The sequence below is a fragment of the Roseovarius aquimarinus genome, assembly GCF_043661195.1.
In the GTDB taxonomy this organism is placed as follows: Bacteria; Pseudomonadota; Alphaproteobacteria; order Rhodobacterales; family Rhodobacteraceae; genus Roseovarius; species Roseovarius aquimarinus.
The window spans coordinates 1,428,373-1,451,373 of sequence record NZ_JBIHMM010000001.1; the positions used below are offsets into that span (position 1 = coordinate 1,428,373).

Annotated in this window: 24 protein-coding genes; 12 read left to right on the forward strand and 12 right to left on the reverse strand. The window is 66.5% G+C overall.

The features are described from left to right. Positions 1–5 precede the first annotated feature (5 nt). The gene (locus tag ACGRVM_RS06865; protein ID WP_377172770.1) at positions 6–608 is read left to right on the forward strand and encodes a CatB-related O-acetyltransferase; all 603 of its coding nucleotides are present in this window, start codon (positions 6–8) and stop codon (positions 606–608) included. A 7-nt stretch (positions 609–615) separates the two neighbouring features. Here the strand turns inward: ACGRVM_RS06865 and ACGRVM_RS06870 are convergent, their stop codons facing one another. Then, positions 616–2,814, reverse strand: coding sequence for a primosomal protein N' (locus ACGRVM_RS06870; protein WP_377172769.1), 2,199 nt, complete (start codon positions 2,812–2,814; stop codon positions 616–618). 93 nt (positions 2,815–2,907) lie between these two features. Here ACGRVM_RS06870 and fsa point away from each other — a divergent pair, with 93 nt between their 5' ends. From fsa to ACGRVM_RS06900, 6 genes are all read left to right on the forward strand, one after another. Continuing rightward, entirely contained in the window at positions 2,908–3,561 is a 654-nt protein-coding gene (gene fsa / locus ACGRVM_RS06875) for a fructose-6-phosphate aldolase (RefSeq protein ID WP_377172768.1), read from the forward strand. A 150-nt stretch (positions 3,562–3,711) separates the two neighbouring features. After that, positions 3,712–3,834: a hypothetical protein gene (locus ACGRVM_RS06880; RefSeq protein ID WP_377172767.1), complete on the forward strand. Its 123-nt coding sequence runs from the start codon at positions 3,712–3,714 to the stop codon at positions 3,832–3,834. Positions 3,835–3,976: 142 nt separating this feature from the next. After that, positions 3,977–4,900 (forward strand): HNH endonuclease, encoded by a 924-nt coding sequence (locus ACGRVM_RS06885; protein WP_377172766.1) that lies wholly within the window; start codon positions 3,977–3,979, stop codon positions 4,898–4,900. A 115-nt stretch (positions 4,901–5,015) separates the two neighbouring features. Beyond that, the gene (locus ACGRVM_RS06890; protein ID WP_377172856.1) at positions 5,016–5,720 is read left to right on the forward strand and encodes a DUF484 family protein; all 705 of its coding nucleotides are present in this window, start codon (positions 5,016–5,018) and stop codon (positions 5,718–5,720) included. Next, positions 5,717–6,631, forward strand: a complete 915-nt coding sequence (locus ACGRVM_RS06895) for a tyrosine recombinase XerC (protein ID WP_377172765.1) — start codon at positions 5,717–5,719, stop codon at positions 6,629–6,631. Before ACGRVM_RS06890 ends, ACGRVM_RS06895 begins: the two co-directional genes overlap by 4 nt. Positions 6,632–6,681: 50 nt before the next feature. Further along, a complete protein-coding gene (locus ACGRVM_RS06900; RefSeq protein ID WP_377172764.1) occupies positions 6,682–7,380 on the forward strand; it encodes a CDP-alcohol phosphatidyltransferase family protein in 699 nt (232 codons plus the stop codon). 83 nt (positions 7,381–7,463) lie between these two features. On the opposite strand, the gene ACGRVM_RS06905 is transcribed toward ACGRVM_RS06900, so the two are convergent. The 4 genes from ACGRVM_RS06905 to trpA form a co-directional block, all read right to left on the reverse strand. Beyond that, entirely contained in the window at positions 7,464–8,258 is a 795-nt protein-coding gene (locus tag ACGRVM_RS06905; RefSeq protein ID WP_377172763.1) for an aminoglycoside N(3)-acetyltransferase, read from the reverse strand. Positions 8,259–8,343: 85 nt separating this feature from the next. Beyond that, a complete protein-coding gene (locus ACGRVM_RS06910; RefSeq protein ID WP_377172762.1) occupies positions 8,344–9,147 on the reverse strand; it encodes a sterol desaturase family protein in 804 nt (267 codons plus the stop codon). Positions 9,148–9,369: 222 nt separating this feature from the next. After that, on the reverse strand, positions 9,370–9,825 hold the full coding sequence (locus ACGRVM_RS06915) for a methylated-DNA--[protein]-cysteine S-methyltransferase (protein WP_377172761.1): 456 nt from the start codon (positions 9,823–9,825) through the stop codon (positions 9,370–9,372). Positions 9,826–9,828: 3 nt separating this feature from the next. After that, positions 9,829–10,620, reverse strand: a complete 792-nt coding sequence (trpA, locus tag ACGRVM_RS06920) for a tryptophan synthase subunit alpha (protein WP_377172760.1) — start codon at positions 10,618–10,620, stop codon at positions 9,829–9,831. Between the two features lie 121 nt (positions 10,621–10,741). Here trpA and ychF point away from each other — a divergent pair, with 121 nt between their 5' ends. The 3 genes from ychF to ACGRVM_RS06935 all read left to right on the forward strand — a co-directional run bounded on the left by ychF (position 10,742) and on the right by ACGRVM_RS06935 (position 14,131). Continuing rightward, a complete protein-coding gene (gene ychF, locus ACGRVM_RS06925; RefSeq protein ID WP_377172759.1) occupies positions 10,742–11,839 on the forward strand; it encodes a redox-regulated ATPase YchF in 1,098 nt (365 codons plus the stop codon). A gap of 90 nt (positions 11,840–11,929) precedes the next feature. Beyond that, positions 11,930–12,862: a glutaminase gene (locus tag ACGRVM_RS06930; protein WP_377172758.1), complete on the forward strand. Its 933-nt coding sequence runs from the start codon at positions 11,930–11,932 to the stop codon at positions 12,860–12,862. A 60-nt stretch (positions 12,863–12,922) separates the two neighbouring features. Next, complete coding sequence (locus tag ACGRVM_RS06935; protein WP_377172757.1) at positions 12,923–14,131, forward strand: pyridoxal phosphate-dependent aminotransferase; 1,209 nt, start codon at positions 12,923–12,925, stop codon at positions 14,129–14,131. Between the two features lies 1 nt (position 14,132). Here ACGRVM_RS06935 and ACGRVM_RS06940 read toward each other — a convergent pair whose 3' ends face one another. From ACGRVM_RS06940 to ACGRVM_RS06965, 6 genes are read right to left on the reverse strand one after another with little or no spacing between them, the layout of a single operon-like run. Beyond that, positions 14,133–14,819, reverse strand: a complete 687-nt coding sequence (locus ACGRVM_RS06940) for an SDR family NAD(P)-dependent oxidoreductase (protein WP_377172756.1) — start codon at positions 14,817–14,819, stop codon at positions 14,133–14,135. Between the two features lie 57 nt (positions 14,820–14,876). Further along, positions 14,877–16,355, reverse strand: coding sequence for an aldehyde dehydrogenase (locus tag ACGRVM_RS06945; RefSeq protein ID WP_377172755.1), 1,479 nt, complete (start codon positions 16,353–16,355; stop codon positions 14,877–14,879). Between the two features lie 8 nt (positions 16,356–16,363). Next, positions 16,364–17,398, reverse strand: a complete 1,035-nt coding sequence (locus ACGRVM_RS06950; protein ID WP_377172754.1) for an LLM class flavin-dependent oxidoreductase — start codon at positions 17,396–17,398, stop codon at positions 16,364–16,366. A 3-nt stretch (positions 17,399–17,401) separates the two neighbouring features. Beyond that, positions 17,402–18,328, reverse strand: a complete 927-nt coding sequence (locus ACGRVM_RS06955; protein WP_377172753.1) for a flavin reductase family protein — start codon at positions 18,326–18,328, stop codon at positions 17,402–17,404. Further along, on the reverse strand, positions 18,325–19,104 hold the full coding sequence (locus ACGRVM_RS06960; protein WP_377172752.1) for an alpha/beta fold hydrolase: 780 nt from the start codon (positions 19,102–19,104) through the stop codon (positions 18,325–18,327). The genes ACGRVM_RS06955 and ACGRVM_RS06960 overlap by 4 nt, the downstream gene beginning before the upstream one ends. Further along, complete coding sequence (locus ACGRVM_RS06965) at positions 19,076–19,675, reverse strand: amino acid synthesis family protein (RefSeq protein WP_377172751.1); 600 nt, start codon at positions 19,673–19,675, stop codon at positions 19,076–19,078. The genes ACGRVM_RS06960 and ACGRVM_RS06965 overlap by 29 nt, the downstream gene beginning before the upstream one ends. A 94-nt stretch (positions 19,676–19,769) precedes the next feature. Here ACGRVM_RS06965 and ACGRVM_RS06970 point away from each other — a divergent pair, with 94 nt between their 5' ends. Both ACGRVM_RS06970 and ACGRVM_RS06975 read left to right on the forward strand, forming a co-directional pair. Further along, positions 19,770–20,645 (forward strand): LysR family transcriptional regulator, encoded by an 876-nt coding sequence (locus tag ACGRVM_RS06970; protein WP_377172750.1) that lies wholly within the window; start codon positions 19,770–19,772, stop codon positions 20,643–20,645. Beyond that, complete coding sequence (locus ACGRVM_RS06975) at positions 20,642–22,120, forward strand: M81 family metallopeptidase (protein ID WP_377172749.1); 1,479 nt, start codon at positions 20,642–20,644, stop codon at positions 22,118–22,120. The genes ACGRVM_RS06970 and ACGRVM_RS06975 overlap by 4 nt, the downstream gene beginning before the upstream one ends. A gap of 9 nt (positions 22,121–22,129) precedes the next feature. Here the strand turns inward: ACGRVM_RS06975 and ACGRVM_RS06980 are convergent, their stop codons facing one another. Then, positions 22,130–22,786 (reverse strand): LuxR C-terminal-related transcriptional regulator, encoded by a 657-nt coding sequence (locus tag ACGRVM_RS06980; protein ID WP_377172748.1) that lies wholly within the window; start codon positions 22,784–22,786, stop codon positions 22,130–22,132. Between the last annotated feature and the right edge of the window lie 215 nt (positions 22,787–23,001).

Genomic DNA, 23,001 nt, shown 5'->3' on the forward strand with positions numbered 1-23,001 from the left:
AGGTGGTGAAGACCTACATTCCCAAGAAGACGTTCATCGAGGCCGACGCGGTTCTGGAGGCACCGGTCCGCTTTTTCGGTGCCTGCCGTGTGCGCGAGAAGTGCAGCATCGGCCGTTTCACCTTCATCAACGACCGCACGACGCTTTTCCCCGGCACTTCGGTGGGGCGCTACTGCTCCATCGGCAAGGGCTGCGAGATCGGCGCGCCGACGCATCCCGACGACTGGCTGACCTCGAGCCCGGTGGCCTTCGCCATCGAGCGGCACTTCCCGAACGAGCGCGATCTTTTCGCGCAACAGCCCTTCGAGCAGTATCGCCCTGTCGTCATCGGCTCGGACGTCTGGATCGGATCGCTCGCCATCGTGTTCGGAGGCGTCTCCATCGGTCATGGCGCCATCATCGGCGGCGGCGCCGTGGTGACCGAGGATGTGCCGCCCTACGCCGTCGTCGTCGGCGCGCCCGCGCGCCTGCATCGCTACCGCTTCGACGAGGCGACCGTCGCCCGACTGCTCGCCGCAGAGTGGTGGACGCGCGATCCCGAAGAAATCGGAGCGCTCGATTTCCGCGATGTCGAAGGCGCCTTGAACCGGCTCGAAGCGGCGCGATAATCCGCCCCTAGTAAAAGCTCTGCGGGTCGATATCGACGCTGAGGCGGAGCGAGTTCGGCAGTTTCAGCGCGCCGATCCATTGCGCGAGCGCGGGTTGGAGCGCGGCGCCCTTCGGCGCCTTGACCAGAAGGCGCACGCGGTGGCGGCCCCGCACGCGGGCGATGGGCGCGGGCGCGGGGCCGAAAACCTGCGCGCCGATCTGGCGCAAGGGCGCATCGGTGCGCGCCAGATGCGTGCCCACGTCGAAGGCCTCCTGCATGTCGGGCGAGCTGAGGATGATCCCCGCCATGCGCCCGAAGGGCGGCACGCCCGCGTGGCGGCGCTCCTCGGCCTCGGCGCGCCAGAAGCCTTCCTCGTCCCCCGTGAGGATCGCGCGGATCACCGGATGCTCGGGCTGGAACGTCTGGAGCATCGCCGTGCCGGGTTTCTCGGCGCGCCCCGCCCGGCCCGCGACCTGCCGCATGAGCTGAAAGGTGCGCTCCGCCGCGCGCAGGTCCGAGCCTTGCAGGCCGAGATCCGCGTCGATCACGCCGACCAGCGTCAGCAGCGGGAAATTGTGCCCCTTGGCGACAAGCTGCGTGCCGATGATGATATCGGCCTCGCCCGCCGCGATGGCGCGGATCTGTTCTTTCAAAGCCCGCGCGCTGGCGAACATGTCGCTGCTGAGCGTGGCGACGCGCGCCTCGGGGAAGAGCGCCGCCGCCTCCTCGCCCAGCCGCTCCACACCGGGGCCGACGGGGGCCATCTTGCCCTCCACCTCGCAGGCGGGGCATTTCTCGGGCATCGGCTTCGTCCCGCCGCATTGATGGCAAATCAGGCGTTTCTGAAACCGGTGCTCGACCATGCGCGCGTCGCAATGATCGCAGCCCACTTGATGACCGCAGGCCCGGCAGATGGTAACGGGCGCATAGCCGCGCCGGTTGATGAACAGGAGCGACTGCTCCCCCCGCTCGATCCGCTGCGCCACCGCCGCCTGCATCGTGGGCGAGATCCAGCGATTGCCGGGCAGGTCTTCGCCGCGCATGTCGATGGCACGCAGCTCCGGCATGACGGCGGCGCCGAAGCGGGCCCCGAGATCGAGCCGCGTGTACTTGCCCGCCTCGGCATTCACCCATGTCTCGAGGCTGGGCGTGGCGGAGGCCAGCACGACCTGCGCGCCGCAGATGGAGGCGCGCAGCACCGCCATGTCGCGGGCATTGTAGAGAACGCCGTCCTCCTGCTTGTAGGAGCTGTCATGCTCCTCGTCGACGACGATCAAACCAAGGTCGCGGAAGGGCAAGAAGAGGGCCGAGCGCGCGCCGACAACCAGTTGCGCGCCGCCCTCGCCCACCATGCGCCAGCAGCGGCGCCGCTCGGTCATGGTCACGCCCGAATGCCACTCGGCGGGCTTGGCGCCGAAGCGCGCCTGAACGCGGGTGAGAAACTCGGCCGTCAGCGCGATCTCCGGCAAGAGCACCAGCGCCTGCCGCCCCGCGCGCAAGGTGCTGGCCACGGCCTCGAGATAGACCTCGGTCTTGCCCGATCCGGTGACGCCCCGCAAAAGCGTCGTGCCGTAGCCGCCCGCGCGGATCGCGGTATCGAGCGCGGCGGCGCAGGCGCACTGATCCTCGGTCAGCTCCTTCGCGGCGTGGCCGGGATCGAGGCGGCGATAGGGCGTATCGCGCGGCATGTCGACCTCGTCCACGGCGCCCTGCTTCACCAGCCCCTTGACGACCGAGGACGTCACGCCCGCCTCGTCCGATAGCTCCTTGAGTGTGAACGCCTGATCGGCCTGCCCCTCCAGCACGTCGAGCACGCGCTGGCGCGCCTCGGTCAGGCGGCTCGGCTCGGAATAGCCCAAACGATAGACCTTGCGCATCGACGGAGGATCGCCCAGCCCCGGCGCGCGGGTGGCGAGGCGCAGCATCGCGCTCATCGGCGTCAGGGTGTAATCGCCGGCCTTTTGCAGGAACGTCCGCATCTCGGGCGCCATCGGCGCCACATCGAGCACGCGGATCACGCTGCGCACCTTGGCGAGATCATACCCCCCCTCGCCCGGCCCCATCACGGCGCCCAGAACCTTGCGCGGCCCCAGCGGCACCTCGACGAAGGCGCCGACATGGCAGCCGCCCTCGGGCGCGCGGTAATCCAGCACGCGGTCCAGAGGCTGCGCCGTCAGCACGCCGACCAGCGCGCCCGCATCGAAGAAATCAGGACCGGCGGTCACACGCGCGGGGCTCCTTTGAGGGGTTTCACGGGGGTCATGCATGGGATAGACGATGGTCCCAGAAACTCCAATCCATCAGATAGGGCTGCCGCCATGAAATTTTTCGTCGATACCGCCGAAGTCGATCAGATCGCCGAGCTCAATGACCTCGGTATGGTCGACGGCGTCACCACCAACCCGTCGCTGATCCTGAATTCGGGCCGCGACATTCTGGAAGTCACCAAGGAGATCGCCGAGATGGTCTCGGGCCCCGTGAGCGCCGAAGTCGTCGCGCTGGAAGCCGACGAGATGATCGCCGAGGGCCGCAAGCTGGCGCAGATCGCGGGCAATATCGCGGTCAAGGTGCCGCTGACCTGGGCGGGCCTCAAGGCGTGCAAGGTGCTCTCGGACGAGGGCAACATGGTCAACGTGACGCTCTGCTTCTCGGCCAATCAGGCGCTGCTCGCCGCCAAGGCGGGCGCGACCTTCATCTCGCCCTTCATCGGGCGGCTCGACGACATCAACCTCGACGGGATGGAGCTGATCTCGGACATCCGCCAGGTCTACGACAATTACGGCTACGAGACGCAGATCCTCGCGGCGTCGATCCGCACGGTGAATCACGCCTACCAATCGGCGATGATCGGCGCCGATGTGATGACCGCACCGCCCGCCGTCATCAAGAAGATGGCCGACCACCCGCTGACCGACGCGGGCCTCGACCAGTTCATGAAGGATTGGGCCAAGACGGGTCAGAAGATCGTCTGAGATGGAGAGCGCCGGGGGCTGTCGGCCCCCGGACCCCCCGAGGATATTTTTCGGCAAGAAGAAGGGGGGGCGTCCGCCGCAGGGCGATCCACGGATCTTTATGGGCCGCGCAGCCGTTGTCTTGTCTGGCGCGATAAAAAGGGGAGCACCATGAAAAAGATCGACGTCGAAGACGACCTGAAACGCTCGAAATTCCTCATCAAGGCCATGGTCGCCCAGATCGTGATCGTTCTTGTCCTCATGTTCTGCTACTGGGCATATCTGGCGGCGTAGGGTACATGTGTAATGGCGGACGAAACGTTGTATCCACCATTTACGTATCTACCCATAGCCGATCGTTGTTACAATTTTTCTTATTTGGCGTCCCACAGAAAAAGTGGCTTGCCTTACCATAGGAAACAGATTTCCTGCCACCATGACTAAGCTGGTTCTCTTGCACAAAGCAGACTCAATTTATGAGGATGAACCTGATTTGGTTTACGATTTTCCATCAATTTACCTGAAAGCAATGAACGAAGCGGTTGGTGACTGGATCGTGTATTACGAACCGGTAAAGGCCGGTCCGCGCGGATATTTCGCAGTTGCCAAGATTGAGCAGATTATACCGAAACCGAAATCCGCGGGACGTTTTCTTGCTCTGATATCGCCCGGTAGCTTTCTTGCATTCGACACTTTTGTTCCCAGGCTCTCAAACGGTACGCCATTTGAGACATCTCTAATAGCACCTGATGGAACCCCCAAAAAAGGCGGAATCGTTCAACAGGCCGTAAGAAGGTTATCGGAAGCCGATTTTGCGCGTATTGTTAACATTGGCCTCCCGCCGAACTTGGAACAACAGGAGGAGAACCGGTACAGTCCTTCTCTACCAGGCTTCAAGGAGGAGATGCTTACATTCGAGCGCCCCGTGTTAGAACGTCTAACGAGACGTCCTTACCGCGACATTGCTTTTCGGCGCTCAGTCCGAGAAGCATATGACAATCGGTGTGCCATGTCAGGCTTAAAGCTCAAGAACGGAGGTGGTCGACCTGAGGTCCAAGCCGCGCACATTCGCCCAGTCGAAGAGAAAGGGACAGATTCCGTCAGGAATGGCTTGGCACTCTCTGGAACGCTGCACTGGATGTTCGACAGAGGTCTTGTGTCGATTGCAGATGATTGTGAAACGATACTCGTGTCGCACAACAAGGTTCCGGCCGATGTGGTCCAGCGCCTGCTAAGGCATAATGGCAAACTTTTGAAGCCATCTAATCCCCTACATGCACCGCACCCTGAAAATTTGCGCTGGCATAGAGAAAACAGGTTCGGTCAAGTCGTGGGTGACGTGCCAATCTCTTGGAACTAAAAATCTGCCCCATGAGGCCACGCGCCCGGATTTTTCCGCGGCGTTCCGAAATCAGGTGAAGATTTCTCGCGAACCCCATGTTACAAGTCCCCAAAACCAAGAAACGAGCATGAGCATGAGCAGCAATCCCAAGATGGACGATCACCTGCGCGAGCGGATCATCAGCCAACCCGACGTCATTCTCGAGGACAAGGATCTGATGCATGCGCTGATCGCCGCGAACGAGCGGGCGATGGGCGGCAATATCGTCGATCTGCGGGGCATCGCGATGGACCGGCTCGAGGCGCGGCTCGACCGGCTGGAGGACACGCATCGCAGCGTGATCGCCGCCGCCTACGACAATCTCGCCGGGACCAACCAGGTGCACCGCGCCATCCTGCGCATGCTCGATCCGACCGAATTCGAGGATTTCCTCCATAATCTCGGCGGCGAAGTGGCCGATATCCTGCGTGTCTCCTCGGTGCGGCTCATCCTCGAATCCGTGCAGGAGGGCGACGATCCCGCCGTGCAGCGCCTCGGCGACGTTCTTTCGGTGGCCGAGCCGGGATTCGTGGCGCGCTACATCTCGAACGGCCGCAGCGGCGAGCGCCCCGTCACCTTGCGCCAGCTCAGCGGCGGCGAGAGCGATCTGCATGGCGAGGCGGCGGCGCATATCCGCTCCGAAGCGTGCCTGAGGCTCGATTTCGGCTCGGGCCGGCTGCCGGGCATGCTCGTGCTCGGCGCCGAGGATCCGCATCAGTTCACGCCGCAGCAGGGCACCGACCTTCTGGCCTTCTTCGCGGGCGTGTTCGAGCGGGCCATGCGGCGCTGGCTGTCGTGATCTCCCCGGCCGCGCGCGACGCGCTTGCGCTGTGGCTGGATCACCAGCGCAGCCTGCGCGGCGCGGCCGACAACACGGTCTCAGCCTATCGGGGCGACGTCGCCGAGTTCCTCGCCTTCCTCACCGAGCACAAGGGCGCGCCGCAAGGTCTGGGCGCGCTCGCCGTTGTCACCACCTCCGACATGCGGGCCTGGATGGCGCATATGCGCGGGCAGGACGTGGGCGCGCGGAGCCTTGCGCGGAAGCTTTCGGCGGTGAAATCCTTCTACCGCTGGCTGTCGGAGGGCGAGGGCTTCGAGCCGACCGCCGTCCTGGCCACGCGCAGCCCCAAGTTCCAGCGCAAGCTGCCGCGCCCGCTCAGCGTCGATGCCGCGCGGCAGGTGATCGACACGGCAGAGCTGCAATCGCTGACGCCCTGGATCGCGCTGCGCGATCAGGCGGTCATCACGCTCCTCTACGGCTGCGGGCTGCGCATCTCGGAGGCACTGTCTCTGAGGGGCGCGGACGCGCCCTTGGGAACATCGCTGCGTATCACCGGCAAGGGTGGCAAGGAGCGCATCGTGCCCGTCCTGCCCGCCGCGGTCGCGGCGGTGGAGGCCTATGCGCGCTCCTGCCCCCTGCCGATCGAGGCGGACGGCCCGCTCTTTCTGGGCGCGCGCGGCGGCGCGCTGGCGCCCCGTGCGATCCAGGGCACGATGGCGCGGGTGCGCGCGCAGCTCGGCCTGCCCGCCTCGGCCACGCCGCACGCGATGCGTCACAGCTTCGCCACGCATCTTCTGAATGCCGGGGGCGATCTGCGCAGCATCCAGGAGCTTCTGGGCCATGCGAGCCTTTCGACCACCCAGGCCTATACCGGCGTCGATACCGCGCGCCTGATGGAAGTCTATGCCCGTGCGCATCCGAGGGCCTGAACGGCCGAAGCCGGATTGCCCGCCCGGCCCTTTGCGCCTATAGGGACGCCATGACACGCGAACTCAAAGCCCTCTCCGTTCATCTCTTCACCGCGACCGGCATCGTTTTCGCGATGCTCGCAATGCTCGCGGCGGCGAACGAGCAGTGGGGCATGATGTTCGTCTGGCTCGTCGTGGCCTTCGCCGTCGACGGTGCGGACGGGCCTCTGGCGCGCAAATACGAGGTCGACACATACGCGCCGCGCTTCGATGGCAACCTTCTGGACATGATCATCGACTTCATCACCTACGCCTTCATCCCGGCCTTCGCCCTCTTCCAATCGGGGCTGCTGCCGGGCTGGACGGGCTGGGCCGCGATCATCGTCATCACCTTCGCCAGCGCGATGTATTTCTGCGACCGGAGCATGAAGACCGAGGACAAGTCCTTCCGCGGCTTTCCGGGCTGCTGGAACATGCTGGTGCTCGTCCTCTTCGCGACCGAGCCGCCCTTCTGGATCACGCTCGGGATCGTGTCGATCCTCGCCGTCGCGATGTTCCTGCCGCTGAAATTCGTGCACCCCGTGCGCACCAAGCGCTGGCGCGCCGTGTCGCTGCCGATGATCTTCATCTGGACCTTCTTCGCCGGCTGGGCCGCATGGGTGGATTTCCATCCCGAGAACTGGGCCTATTGGGGCCTCGTGCTCAGCTCGCTCTACCTGCTGAGCGCCGGGATCGTCCAGCAGATCGTGCCGGAGCGCAAAGCGGGCTAGAGGCGGCGCGGCGGGCGACGCTGAATAAGGGCTGGGCTTGCCATCACTTCAGCTCGGAGGCGACACGCGATCTGCCGCCACCCTCAGGTAAGCTCACCGCTCGTCCTATTCGCCGTGTCGATCCATTCGGTCCCGAATTCGACGAGGCTTTTGTACTCGCATATGATGCACGTGGCATCGCCGATGGCTCCGCGTGAGGCGAGCCCCGCGTCCTCGAACGCGGCTCCGACTTTAGGAAAGAGGCGGTTCATGTCGTCGGCGACATCCGGTGTCTCGATCCATGCTCCCTCGGACTTGAAGCGCCGCGTCTTCGTTCTTCGATGATCCGCGAGGGTCTCTGCCGTGTGAAGCGCCGAGCATCGGTTCCAGCCGACACCGATCAGAAGTATCTTCATCCTCGGAAAGTCGCGCAACTTTCCCAACGGTGTTTGCGGCCCGGTCGCCCAAGCCAGACTATGTTCGGCCAAGAGACGCTCCGCATCCGGTCCGTTCAGACATATGGATACGGTGGGATGGCTGCTTCGACGCGTGCCGGGCCAGGTGCGGAAGGTCTCTGCGATCACCCCCATGCCGGCTGTCGGAGACTTCAGTTCATGGTAATCCGGAACGGCGGCTTCGATCCGGGCAATCTGCTCGGGGCTCGCGTTCGATCGGTCCATATCGGCCGGGAAAGATGCATCGGAGGAAAAACCGGGCATTCCGACGAGCCCGTCCTCTCCGACCGACGACAGGATTGCCTCGACGACGACGCGCGGGCCGCCGATGACGGAGCCGATGGCGCGCATTGAGCCATGGACGAAGAGCCCGTCGCCTCGCCGGACGCCCAGAGACTTCAAGTCACGGCAAAGGCACGACCGGGTATGAAACGGTGATGTCATGCGCTTCGATACCATTACTTTTGCCGGTGCGTCATCACTCCTGCTGGCCTTAGCGCGATCCGCCGGATCACCCCTCCGCCCCGCGTCATTCCGCCGGCGTCACGTTCCGGCTCGGCGCCTTGCCCCAGAGCCGTTTGTAGGCTTTCGGGCGGAAGGCGTAGCTGAACTGCGACCAGAGTGTGCGGCCGATGTCGTCCGACACGCCAAGGGGGCCGTCGCAGGGTCCGGGCACGTAATGCGTGCCGAAGATCCAGTCCCACAGACCGAAGACGGTGGCGAAGTTGCTGTCATAGGCGACCTCGTCCGCGGAATGGTGCCAGCGATGCATGGCGGGCGACACGAAGAGGATATTCCACTTGCCGTAGGTCCAGGGCAGATCGGCATGGATGAAATAGCCGTAATAGTGACGCACGAGCGAATTGGCGACGACCGCATAGGGCGGCAGGCCGAGGATCAGAAGCGCGCTCGAATCGATGGCGAAGGTGGTCAGACGATTGACCGGGTGGAACCGCTCGAGCGAGAGCCATGTCATCTCGGTATCGGAATGGTGCACTGCGTGGGCGGGCCACATGAAGGAGTTATGCTCGAACCGGTGGCGCCAGTAGCCGACGAAATCCCCGACCACGATGGCGACGAGAACGACCAGAGCGACCGGCCATCCCTCCCACTCTTCGGGCGAGAAAAGCACCAGCCCCGTGGAATGCCAGAAATTCGACAGAAACGTCGCGGAGAGGACGATGACCGGCAATGTGAAGACGAGGTTGAACAGCAGGATCTGGATGTTCAGGCCGGTTTCCGGCAGCGCACGGCGCATGTCGGAGAAAAGCTCGCCGCGCTTGACCATGTATCCGAGGCACAAGAAGAACGCCGCCGGGGTCAGAAGCCCCATACCGGCGGCCAAGACCGCATTCCAAGATTGAGAAAGAAACCCGACAAGCCAATCCATCGTCGCCATCCACCGTTTCAAATGTTCGAGGGACGGTCTGGCAGCGAAATGCGGCCAAAATTAGATCGCCAAAGGAAACAATCGTGATGCACGCGAGGCATTGTTCCGAAGCCACATAGGCACCGCGACCGGGAATAGCGGCTCGGGAATCGATGCGCGGGGCCCCTAGATGAGAAGCCCGCCCGCGCCCTCGTGCCTGAGCAGCCAGACCTTCGTCTCGACCCCGCCCTTGCCGGAGAAGCCGCCGAGGCCGTTCGTGCCCAGCACGCGGTGGCAGGGGATGATGATCGGGATCGGATTGCCGCCGCAGCCGGTGCCGATGGCCTGCGCGGGCGCCTTGAGGGCGCGGGCGAGATCGCCGTAGCTGCGCGTCTCGCCATGCGGAATGGCGGCGATGGCGGCGCAGACCTCGCGTTGAAAGGCGCTGCCGCTCACGCGGGTCGGCAGGTCGAACACCGTCAGCTCGCCCGCGAAATAGGCGCGGAGCTGCTCGAGCGCGCGGCGCAGGAGGGGCGTCTGCTCGGGCAGAAAGGCGTCATGCCAGGCAAGCGAGGTGATCGCGCCATGCTCCTCGGTCACGCAGAGCGTGCCGAGCGGCGAGGTCATCGCGGCGGAGGGCATGTGTCAGGCCGAATGCGCGCCATCGGCGAGGCCCTTGACGAAGCTCAGCACCTCAGCGGGGCTGTCGCCAGCCGCGAGCTTGGCCACGATCGCGGACCCGACGACGGCGCCGTCCGCGACACCCGCGATGGCCTTCGATGTCTCGGGCGTGCGGATGCCGAACCCGACGATCACGGGCAGATCGGTGACGGCCTTGATGCGGGCCACCTCGGGCGCGACATCGGCCGCCTCGGCGGCGGCGGCCCCGGTGATGCCGGTGATCGAGACGTAATAGACGAAGCCCGAGGTGTTCTGCATGACCTTGGGAAGGCGCTTGTCATCGGTGGTGGGCGTCGCGAGGCGGATGAAGTTGAGCCCCGCCGCCTGCGCGGGAATGCAGAGTTCCTCGTCCTCCTCGGGGGGCAGGTCAACGACGATCAGACCGTCGATGCCCGCCTCCTTGGCGTCCACGAGAAATTTCTCCACGCCGTGATTGTAGATCGGATTGTAATAGCCCATCAGCACGATGGGCGTTGCATCGTCGCCCTTGCGGAACTCGCGCGCCATCTCGAGCGTGCGCTTCAGCGTCATGCCGCCCTTGAGCGCGCGCTGACCGGCGAGCTGGATCGTCTCGCCATCGGCCATCGGATCGGTGAAGGGCAGGCCCAGCTCGATGATGTCGACGCCCGCGCCCGGCAGACCCTTGACCACCTCGAGCGACGTGTCGAAATCGGGGTCTCCCGCCATGACATAGGCCACGAACGCCTTCTTCCCGGCGGACTTCAACTCGGCGAATTTGGCGTCGATACGGCTCATGGTGGTCCCTCTGATTGATGCATCCGGGTTTGGCGCATGAAGGCGGGGAAATCAATGGTCTGCTTGACCTCGAAGGCCGGGGTGCCATAGATGCCGTGAATTCTGGATCAGGAGCGGCGTCATGGGTTTCAAAATGGGTATCGTCGGGCTGCCCAACGTGGGCAAATCGACGCTTTTCAACGCGCTGACGCGCACGGCGGCGGCGCAGGCGGCCAACTTCCCCTTCTGTACGATCGAGCCGAATGTGGGCGACGTGGCCGTGCCGGACAAGCGCCTCGACACGCTGGCCGAGATCGCGAAATCCAAGCAGATCATCCCGACCCGCATGACCTTCGTCGATATCGCGGGCCTCGTGAAGGGCGCGAGCAAGGGCGAGGGTCTCGGCAACCAGTTCCTCGCCAATATCCGCGAGGTCGATGCCATCGCGCATGTGCTGCGCTGCTTCGAGGACGGGGACATCACCCATGTCGAGAACCGGATCGACCCGGTGGCCGATGCCGAGACCATCGAAACCGAATTGATGCTGGCCGATATCGACAGCATCGAAAAGCGCCTTCAGAACATCACCCGCAAGGTGCGCGGCGGCGACAAGGAGGCCGTCCAGCAGGAGCGCCTTCTGCGCGCCGCCCTCGCCGCGCTCGAGAGCGGCAAGCCCGCGCGCACCGTGGAGGTCGACGAGGAAGACCGCCGCGCGTGGAAGATGCTCCAGCTTCTGACGACAAAGCCGGTCCTTTATGTCTGCAACGTGGGCGAGGCGGATGCCGCCGAAGGCAACGCGCTCTCGGCCAAGGTGGCCGAGATGGCGGCCGCCGAGGGCAACAGCCATGTCGTCATCAGCGCCCAGATCGAGGAAGAGATCAGCCAGCTCGACGCCGAGGAGGCCGAGATGTTCCTGAGCGAGATGGGCCTCGACGAAGCCGGCCTCAGCCGTCTCATCAAGGCGGGCTACGCGCTTTTGCATCTCGAGACCTATTTCACCGTCGGCCCCAAGGAGGCGCGCGCCTGGACGATCCGCGAAGGCACCTCCGCGCCCAAGGCCGCGGGCGTCATCCACGGCGATTTCGAGCGCGGCTTCATCCGCGCCGAGACCATCGCCTATGACGATTTCGTGCGCCTCGGCGGCGAGCAGGCGGCCAAGGAAGCGGGCAAGATGCGCGCCGAGGGAAAATCCTATATCGTCAAGGATGGCGACGTGCTGCACTTCCTCTTCAACACCTGAGGGCACGCGCCGGGAAGGATACCGGATGACCGCCAAGAGGATCGAAAGAGCGGCGCGGCGCGCCACGGCGTCGCCTCGAAGGCAATCGTCATGAGCGAGACATTTCCCGAAGGCTTGCAGGACTTCCTGCACGCGCTCAACGAGGATATGCGCACCGCCGCCGACTGGGGCGCGCCCGCCGATTACATCCCCGAGCTCGCGGCGGTGGACCCTGCGCAATTCGCGATTTCCGTGGCGATGGCGGACGGGCGGACGATCTCGGCGGGCCAGCATGACAAGCCCTTTTCGATCCAGAGCGTGAGCAAGGTCTTCACCCTCGCCGCCGCGCTCGGGCGCATCGGCGACACGCTCTGGGGACGTGTGGGGCGCGAGCCATCGGGCACCGCCTTCAACTCCATCGCGCTTCTCGAGCAGGAAAAGGGCCGCCCGCGCAATCCCTTCATCAACGCGGGCGCGATCGTCACCACCGACGCGCTTCTCGACAAGCGCGCGCCGCGCGAGGCGCTGGCCGAGCTTTTGCAATTCATCCGCTACGCCGCCGAGGACGAGGAGATCTATATCGACCGGCATGTCGCCGCCTCGGAGGAGGCGACGGGCCACCGCAACGCGGCGCTGGCGCATTACCTCTATTCCTTCGGCAACATGCTGAACGAGCCCGACATGACCCTGGGCACCTACATGCATCAATGCGCCATCGCGATGACGACCGAACAACTCGCCCGCTCGGGCCGGATGCTCGCGGGGCTGGAGGGCGCGCCGCGCCTCATCTCGGCGGATCGCGCGCGGCGGATCAACGCGCTGATGATGACCTGCGGGCATTACGACGGCTCGGGCGATTTCGCCTTCCGCGTCGGCCTTCCGGGCAAGAGCGGCGTGGGCGGCGGCATCCTCATGATCGCGCCCGGCAAGGCCTCCATCGCGGTCTGGTCGCCCGGCCTCAATTATTACGGCAACTCCAAGGTCGGGACCGAAGCGGCGCACCGCCTGGCGAATTTCACCGGCTGGTCCGTCTTCGGCGCCTGACCCGCTTGCAGTTCGCGGGCGCCTGCCCGATGGTTCGGGCAACTCACCAAAGGCCCGCACATGACCCAGTTCCGCAAATCCACCGCCCTCTCGCGCATCCAGCCCGCCGCGACCATCGCCATCACGCAAAAGGCGCGCGATCTGCGCGGCCAAGGCCATGACATCATCTCGCTCTCGATCGGGGAGCCCGATTTCGACACGCCGGATCACGTCAAGACCGCCGCCGCCGAGGCCGTGGCGCGGGGCGAGACGAAGTACACGCCCATCCCCGGCATCCCGCAATTGCGCGAGGCCATCGCCGAGAAATTCAAGCGCGAGAACGGGCTGGACTACGCGCCCTCGCAAACCATCGTCTCGACCGGCGGCAAGCAGGTGATCGCAAACGCGCTGCTGGCGACGCTCGATCCCGGCGACGAGGTGATCGTGCCCGCGCCTTATTGGGTCAGCTACACCCAGCAGGTCGAGATGACGGGCGCCGTGCCGGTGGTTGTGCCGACGCGGGAGGAGGACGGCTTCCTGCTCACGCCCGCCGCGCTCGAGGCCGCACTCACCGGCAAGACCCGCTGGCTCATCCTCAACTCGCCGTCAAATCCCTCGGGCGCGGTCTATTCGGCCGACGACCTGCGCGGACTGGCCGAGGTGCTGGAGCGGCACCCGGATGTCTGGGTTCTGTCGGACGACATGTACGAGCATCTCATCTATGGCGGCGTGCCCTTCGCCACGATGGCCGCCGCCGCGCCCGCGATGAAGGACCGCACGCTCACCATGAACGGCGTCAGCAAGGCCTACGCCATGACCGGCTGGCGCATCGGCTATGCGGCGGGGCCGCAGGCGCTCATCGACGCGATGGGGCTGGTTCAGGGCCAACTGACCAGCGGCGCCGCGCGGCCCTGCCAATGGGCGGCTCATGCGGCGCTGACCGGCCCGCAGGAGGCGATCGCGCGCCAGCGGGAGGTGTTTCAAGGCCGCCGCGATCTGGTGGTCCGGCGCCTCAACGCCATTCCCGGCATGACCTGCCCCACCCCGCCCGGCGCCTTCTATGTGTTCCCGTCCTGCGAGGCGTTTCTCGGCAAGACGACGCCCAAGGGCCGGCGCATCGGCACGGACGAGGATTTCGTCATGGCCCTGCTCGAGGAGGGCGGCGTCGCCTGCGTGCATGGCGCGGCCTTCGGGCAGCGTCCCTTTTTCCGCGTCAGCTATGCCGCATCCGAGGCCGAGCTGACGGAGGCCATGAACCGCATCGAGACATTCTGCGAGGCGCTGATATAGCTCAGTAATTCGGCTCGGCCTTGCAGGATACGCTCATTTCGGCGACGGATGCGGTGTTGGGCAGGCTCAGCGCCAGCAGGACCATGCGCGCCACGTCTTCGGGCTGCGTCATGTCCTTCGCCGGGTAATCGGTGATCGCTTCGGCCATGTCGGTGTTGACGAAGCTGGGACAGATGGCGGTGGCGCGAATGCCCTTGTCCCACCCGGCCTGCCGGATGCCGTGGGTCAGCGCGACGGCGGCGAATTTCGACACCGAATAGGCGCCGCTCGCCGCCGAGGCGACGCGCTTGCCCGAGAGCGAGGCGAGCATGATGACCCGCCCCTCGCCCGATCGGCCGAGCGCCTCCCACGCCGCGCGCACGAGACGGCGCGGCGAATTGACGTTGACCTCCATCATCGCGGTCTGCTCGGCCTCGCCGAGCGAGATCACATCCCCCAGCTCGATGATCCCGGCGCAGCAGATCACCGCGTCGATGCGCCCGTAGTGATCGAGCGCCGCCTCGGCCCAGGCGGCCTCATTCGCCTCCATCGCATCATAGGGCGCGACGTGATGCGCGCCCCAGCGCGCCTCCGCGTCCTCGGGGCGGCGCATCCCCAGCGAGAGGCGCCAGCCCGCATCCGCCAGCTGCACGGCGATTTCCGCGCCGATCCCCCGGCTGCCACCCGAAATGAGTGCCACCTTCTCCATAACGCCCTCCTGCCTTGCGTCATGCCAAGGTGCAGACCGCGTGCCGGATTGGCAACCTCACCGCATGACGAAGGGATTGGCCATCGGCGCGTCCGATGTGCTGATCCAGGTCGTCTTGGTGCGTGTGTAGTCGTGGATCGCGTCGATCCCCGCCTCGCGGCCATAGCCGGACTTCCCGTAGCCGCCGAAAGGCGCGATGGGCGAGACGGCGCGGTAGGTGTTCACCCAGCAGATGCCGGCCTTGAGCCGCGCCGACACACGATGCGCGCGCGCGAGGTTCTGCGTGAAGACGCCCGAGCCGAGGCCGAAGGGCGTGTCATTGGCCAGCGCGATCGCCTCCTCTTCGGTGTCGAAGGGCAGGAGCGACATGACCGGGCCGAACATCTCGACCTTCAGCGTCTCGGTCTCGGGATCGGTGCATTCGACGAGCGTGGGCGGCATGTAATTGCCCGCACGCGGATCGCGCGCGCCGCCCAGATGAACCACCGCGCCCTGCCCGCGCGCCGTGGCGAGCACCTCCTCGATGCGCTCGATCTGCGCCGCGGTGCAGAGCGGGCCGACATGGGTCGAAGGCTCGAGCGGATCGCCCATCACGATGCCGCCCGCCTTCTCCATGATGCGCGCGATCAGGTCCTTCAGAACGGTCCGCTGCACCAGACCGCGCGATCCGGCGACGCAGCTTTGTCCCGACGCGCCGAAATTACCCGCGATCAGCCCGTTCGCCGCGCCGTCGAGATCGGCATCCTCGAAGACGAGCACGGGCGACTTGCCGCCCAGCTCGAGCGAGGTGACGGCGAAATTCTCGGCCGAGTTGCGCACCACGTGGCGCGCAGTGTCCGGCCCGCCTGTAAAGGCGATCCGGTCGATATCGGGATGGCGGGTGAGCGGGATGGCGCAATGCTCGGCGTCCCCGGTGATGACCGACACCACACCCGGCGGAAAGCCCGCCTCGTGGATCAGCCGCGCGAAGGCCAGAAGCGGCGCGGGCGCCACCTCGGCGGCCTTGAGGATCACCGCGCATCCGGCAGCGAGCGCCGGGCCGAGCTTGGTCGCCGTCAGAAACATCTGCGCGTTCCACGGCACGATGGCGGCGACGATGCCGATCGGCTCGCGCCGGGTGAAGACATGCATGTCGGGCTTGTCGATGGGCAGCACCGCACCCTCGATCTTGTCGGCAAGCCCCGCGTAATAGCGATAGTAATCGCCCACATAGCGCGTCTGACCGGCGGTCTCGGCCAATAGCTTGCCGCTATCCGTGGTCTCGATCCGGCCCAGTTCATCGGCGTCCCGCTCGATCAGCTCGGCGAGGCGATAGAGCAGCTTGCCGCGCTGCGTCTGGCTCATGCCCCGCCAATCGGGATCGCCCAGGGCGCGCCGCGCGGCAACCACGGCGCGGTCCACGTCAGCGGCGTCGGCGCAGGCGAAGCTGGCCCAATCCTCGCCCGTGGCGGGGTTCTGCGACGTCATCACCCGGCCGCCCGCGCCCTCGCAGAAGGCGCCGTCGATATAGAGCTGGAAATGGGGCTGATCCGTCATCTGGTCCCTCATGCGAATGCCGGCATCACATCGTCGATGAAGCGCGCAAGTGACGCGCGCTTGCGCTCGAAATCCATGCCGCTGTCGATCCAGAACGCATATTCATCGTATCCCAGATCCTCGTAGCGCTTGATCTGGTCGATCACCTCCTGCGCCGTTCCCATGGTCAGATCGCGGCGCAGGTTCTCGGGCGCCATCAGCGCGTTGCCGGCCATCTCCTCCTCGCTCAGCGCCTCGATCAGTCCCTTGCGCACCGGGCGCTTGTTCTGGAACCATGCCCCGAAATAGCAATAGAAGCGAGACAGATCGCGCGCGGCGCGGTCCACGTCCTCGGCATCGCTGCCGACATAGGTGTGATGGAGCAGCATGATCTTCGGGCGCTTGCCCTCATGCGCCGCGCAAGCCTCCTCGAAGCGGGCCATGAGGCTCTCGATCTCGGCCATGCCCTGCCAGAGGGGCGTGACCTGGATGTTGAAGCCGTTCTCGATGCCGAAAGCATGGCTGTTGGGATCGCGCGCGGCGAGCCAGATGGGCGGGCCGCCCTCCTGCACCGGGCTGGGCGAGGCGGTGGTCGCCGGGAATTGGTAGAACTCCCCCTCATGCGCGCAATCCCCTTGCCAGAGCCGCCGCAAGAGCGGCGCCGTCTCGCGCATGCGCTGGCCCGCCTCCCACGCATCGAGGCCGGGCATCATCCGCTCATATTCATAGGAATAGGCACCGCGCGCGATGCCGAGCTCGATCCGGCCTCCAGTGACGAGATCGGCCGCCGCCGCCTCTCCCGCAAGGCGGATCGGATGCCAGAAGGGCGCGATCACGGTGCCGGTGCCGAGGCGGATCTTCTTGGTCTGATGAGCGATATCGACCAAGCTGATGAAAGGGTTGGGCGCGATGGTGAATTCCATCCCGTGATGCTCGCCCGTCCAGAGCGCGCGCATGCCGCCCTCGTCGGCCATCTGCGCGAGCGAGATGAGCTCGCGCCGGAGCGATGCGTGATCCTGCTCAGGGCCGAGGCGCTCCATATGGGCGAATAGCGAAAAATCCATGGCTCAGACCCTTTCCATCATGTCATGTACCGCCCCATCATCGGCATCGCCGAGATAGAGCCCGAAGCTGCGTGTTCCCGCCTCGAGCGCGAAGCGCGTCATCATCGTGGCGATGGCGGGGCTTGCGTAGCTCTGCGCGGCAAGCTCGGAGACGGGAATGGCGACCAGTCCCTCGGGCAGCGGCGCGCTTTCGTCCTGGCGGGCAAGGAAGTAGCTGTAATGCGTGCCGCTCCTCGCGTCGGTGAAGACGGAATAGGCCCGTCCGATGCGGGCACACAGCCCTAACGCCTCGAGCGCGGTGCGCAGCTGGTCGAGCACGGTGCGCCGGTCGGTCGGCACCATCTGCGGCGGGCGCAGACCGCTCGGCGTCCGCTCGAGCAACACCGCGCCACCCGCTTCGACAATGGCGCCGCACACCGCGCCGCCACCCATATTCGCCAGCGCCTCGCGCTCGGCCCCGAGGCTGAAATAGCGGCCCGCGACATAGCCGAGGCCGCGCGTCTTGGCATGTTCGAACGCATCGACGCGGCCGATGAGGATCGAATGGTCGCCCGCCTCGATGCGCTGATGCAGCGTGCAGGAGAAATGCGCCGCGGCGCCGTAGATCAGCGGATTGCCGTGCAGATCGCTTCGGTGCGCCACTTCGGCGAAGCGGTCACCCTTGAAGCGCGCGAAGATGTTCGAGACATCCTCCTGCCCCTCCGCGAGGATGCTGACCGCGAACCGCGTGCAGGCGGCAAAGCTTTCGTAGCTCGACAGGAACTTGCCCGGACAGACCGACAGAAGCGGCGGGTCGAGCGAGACCGAGGCGAAGGAATTGGCGGTAAAGCCCACAGGCGTGCCATCGGCCTCGCGCGTCGTGACCACCGTCACGCCGGTCATGAAGCTGCCGAACGCGTCGCGGAGCGCGCGGGGATCGGGCGGTGTCATAGGCTGCACTCCTCCAGAAATCGCGCGAGGGCGGCATTCACCGCTGGCGCGTGGGTCATCGGCATCATGTGGGCGGCCCTCTCGATGATCTCGGCGCGGCCCTTGGGCGCGAGATCGGCCATGGCGCGCGACATGTCGGGCGTCGAATTCGGCTCCTCTGCGCCCGTCAGGAAAAGCGCGGGGCAGCGGAGCGCGGCGAGACCCGCATCGCTCGGGCCGTCCTCGCGCGCGAAGACCTGATAGGCGGCCTTGTATCCTGCGGGATCGACCGCGCGCAGCCAGCGCTCGCAGGCATCCCGTGCCGAGGAGGGCGCATCGCCGAACCAGCGCGCGATGGGCTGCGCCGGATCGGCGGGCGTGTGCCCGTCGAGACCGCCAGCGCGGGCCATGACGCTCGCGCGCGCCTCGGGGCTGCGGCGATGGACGGCGTTGAGCGCCGCGACGCCGCGCACGAGGCCAGGATGACGGATCGCGCAATCGAGCGCGATCATTGCGCCGAAGCTGTGACCGATCACCACCGCGCCCTCCCCGAGGCAGGCGGCGACCGCCTCCGAATATTCGGCAAGGCTGGGCGCTCCGGGCAGGGCCGGGCTTTCGCCATGGCCGGGCAGATCGAGCGCGAGACAGCGCGCGCGCGGGCTCAGCGCATCGAGCTGGGCATTCCACGCCTCGGCGCGCAGCCCCACCCCGTGCAGCAGCACGATGGGCGGGCCCTCGCCCGCGGCGATACCCGAAAGCGCGCCCGCCTCAGACCGAGGCCGGGTTGTCCAGGTCATGGCCCAGATCCTTCAGGTCCTGGTAGCGATCCCCGATGCGGTGATGCGGGCGCCCTCCGGTGGCCGCGCCCAGCACGACGACGATCTCGTCATGGCGCGGCGCATCGGGAATGGCGAACTGGATCGTGAGATAATGCGAGCGGCGGCCCGCATCGTTCTTGTCCATCAGCGGCACCATGATGGGCGCATTGGCCCCGCCGCGCGTGTTGGTGAAGGCCAGATAGGACTTCGCGCCCACCGCCTGGCGGTAATGATTGCCGAAGCGCAGCGTGTGGATGAGGCCCGAGGCATGCTCGATCTCGCCGTCGAGGCCGACCACGGCGGCTTTGCCATAGGCCTCGATCGCCTCGCCCGATCCGGCCAGCGCGATCATCCGCTCGGTCATCATCTCGCCGAGCACCGGGCCATAGGCGTGGATTTCCGGCTTGAGATCTTCAACATAGCGGCCGGCCCAGGGATTACGCACGATCGCGGCCACGGCGAACATGCGCCACGGTTTCTCGGCAGCGCGAAAGCCTTCGATGAAGACTTCCTCGTCATAGGTCACGATCTTCCTTATTTCCGGCTGCATCTTGGTCCCCTTTCCGGCTCCGTTCGGGCACATTCCCCGCCACGCCCGAATTTGACAAACGCGGAAATCGTGGTCTTAGGTATTAGCAAAACTGATGGATCGCTTGACCATGGCCAAGGCCCTGCCCCCGCTCACCTGGTTCCGCGCCTTCGAGGCGGCGGCCCGCGCGCTCAGCTTCACCGCCGCCGCCGAGGAGCTGGGCATGACGCAATCGGCGGTCAGCCAGCACGTCAAGGCGCTCGAGACACGGCTTGGCGTGCGTCTCTTCATCCGGCGTCCGCGCGGCCTTGCGCTCACCGATGACGGACGCAAGCTCCTGCCGCAGGTGGGCGCCGCGCTCGACACGCTGGCCGCCGCCGCGCGCGGCTTCGAGACGGGCCCGGCGGAGGATCTTCTGACGATCGCCAGCTCGATCAGCATGGCCGAGTGGGTAATCGCGCCGCATCTATCGGAGTTCAAGGCGCGCGCGCCCGGGCTGCGGATCCGCTTCATCAGCACGATCTGGCCAGACGATTTCCACGCCGTGCGCGCCGATGTCGAGATCGCCTTCGGCTCGGCCAAGCAGGTGGGGCGGAACGCCACCCTGCTCGAGCCGAACCGGCTGATCGCGCTCAAGGCGCCGGGACTCGACGGCGGGCCGGCCGATCTGCCGCTTATCGAGGCGGTCGGCACCTCCGATGGCTGGCACCGCTGGCCCGAAAGCGCGGGCGGCGCGCTGCGCCCCGAAATATTCGTCGATTCCTACGGCGCGGCGCTCACCATGGCGCGGGCCGGAAACGGCGTCGCGCTCGTGACCGAGCTTCTGGCGCATCACGCGCTGGCCGCCGGCACCCTGGTGCGCGCGCATGCCGCGCAACTTCCCTCCGCCGAGGGGTATCATCTGCGCGTCAGCCTCGGCGATACCGCCGCGCAGCTCTTTCGCGATTGGCTCATCGAACGGCTGGACGCAGCGGCGGCGGCGGCGGCATGAGCGGCGGTGCTCCGAGAATTCTCGTGGGGCAGATCTTCCACGAGGCCAACAGCTTCAACGCGCGGCTGACCACCGAAGTCGATTTCGCCATCCATCGCGGCGCGGAACTGATTACCCAGGCGACCGGCACGGGCACCACTCTGGGCGGCATTCTGGACGCGCTCGGCGCCGCAGGCGCGACGATAATCCCCGCCCTTTCGGCCTGCGCCAGCCCCGGCGGGCCGGTGGCCGAACCGCTCTGGCAGGCGATGCTGGCCGAGATGCAGGAGGCCGCGCGGCAGGCGGCGCCCAATGCCATCGTGCTCGATCTGCATGGCGCGATGGTGAGCGAGAAGACGGACGATCCCGAAGGCACGCTCCTCACGGCGCTGCGTGAGATCGTGGGGCCGGACGTGCCGATCGCCGTGGGGCTCGATCTGCATGCGCATGTGACGGATGCGATGTGCGAGAGCGCCGACATTCTCGTCGCGTGCAAGAACAACCCGCATGACGACTATTTCGACGCGGGCCAGCGCGCCGCGCGGCTGTGCCTAGACGCTTTGGCGGGCCGCATCGCACCGGTCCTCACGCGGCTGCGCCTGCCCATGATCCTCTTCGGCAATGACGAGACCACGTCCGGGCCGCTTCGCGATCTGAACGCGGTCGCGCGGCGGCGCGAGGCGGAGGGCGCGCTCGACGTGTCGATCCACACCGTTCAAGCAATGCTGGACGTGCCGGACATGGCGCAGGTCATCACCGTGATGACCGACAGCGCCCCGGACACGGGCGCCGCGATCTGCACCGAGCTGGGCGCGGCGCTTCTCGCACGCGCGGCCGAGTTCCGCACGGATCATCTGCCTCTGGACGCCCTCTGGCCGCTGCTGGGCAGCCCTGAGGCAGGCCCTTATGCCGTGTCGGATTTCGGAGACCGCGTGCTCGCGGGCGCGGCGGGCGACAGCGTGGAGGTTCTGCGCGCCGCGCTCAGGCGCGACGGCATCCGCGCGGCCATTCCCGTGACCGACCCCGCCGCCGCCCGAAGCCTCCGCGCCCATGCGCCCGGCGAGACGGTGCGCCTGTCCCTGGGCGGCGCCTTTTCGGGCGCGGCGCCCCTCGCGCTCGAGGCGAGGGTGCTGCGGCATCACGACGGGCGCTTCACGCTGGCCGGGCCGTGGCTCGGCGGGGCGCGCGGCGATCACGGCAAAACGACGGTGCTCGAGCTCGGCGGGCTACGCGTGATCGTGACCGAGCGGCCCGCCTTATCTCAGGACGTGAATTTCTTTCGCGCGCTCGGCATCGAGATCGAGCCGCTTCACTTCGTGCTCTGCAAGTCGGGCTTTCACTTCAAGCTCTCCTTCGAGGGCATCGCGGCGCCGCTCATCCTCGGCACGAACGGACCGGGACGATATGATCCGGCGCGCAAGGGCCTGCGCCGCGCGCCGCTCTGGCCCGAGGGGCCGGCCTTGCCGCCGCTGGGCGCGCCGCGCCATTTCGGCTGAGCCGCGCGCTCAGATGAGCGCCCTTTCGCGCGCGATCATCACCGCATGCGCCCGGTTGCGCGCCCCGAGCTTCTGGCAGATCGTGCGCATGTACATCTTGACCATCGTCTCGGTCGCGTCGATCTCGGCGCCGATTTCCTTATTCGTCATCCCCTGCGCGATCAGCTTCAGGATGCGGATCTCCCTGTCCTCGATGCCGCTGTCGCTCAGCCCCGCTTGCTGGCGCTCGCCCATGGCATAGCCCGCGGGCAGGAACGGCTCGCCCGTCATCACGTATCGGATCGCGGCCAGCGTCGCCTCGAGCGAGAAGGTCTGCGGAATGAACCCCTGCGCGCCGCGCGCCATCGCCTGCCGGATGAGATCGAAACCCGGATCGCCCGAAAAGAGGATCACCCGCCCCGGCGCGGCGGCGTCGATGACGCGGCCGATGGCGTCCATGTCCCGCATCTCGGGCAGGGCGGCATTGAGCAGGACCAGCGCATAGCCGTGCCCCTCCCCGAGCGCGGCGAGGATGTCGTCGGGCCGCGTCATGATATCGACCTCGACCTCATCCGCGAGCGTCGCGAGGCCGCGCGCCACGGCCTCGGCGATCAAGGACTTCTGGTCGGCGATGAGGATCTTGCCGGGCGCCTCGGCTTGGCCCGGGCCTTGGATGTTGCTCGTCATGTGGTGTTCCAAATCCATATGGGTGAACGCGGCCGGCACGCAGGCCGGAAAGGCCCGCTGCTCCGGGCGATCCGCTGGGGAAATCGGGGGGTGGCGAGGGGCACTGGGCCTTACTGGGCGCCCTTGGGAGGCGCCGCTCGGCCCTCACAGGGGCCCCTCGCCGCTCCGGGCCCCCCTGGGGGACTGGTTCGACCCGAAGCGATCGGGCGCTGCGG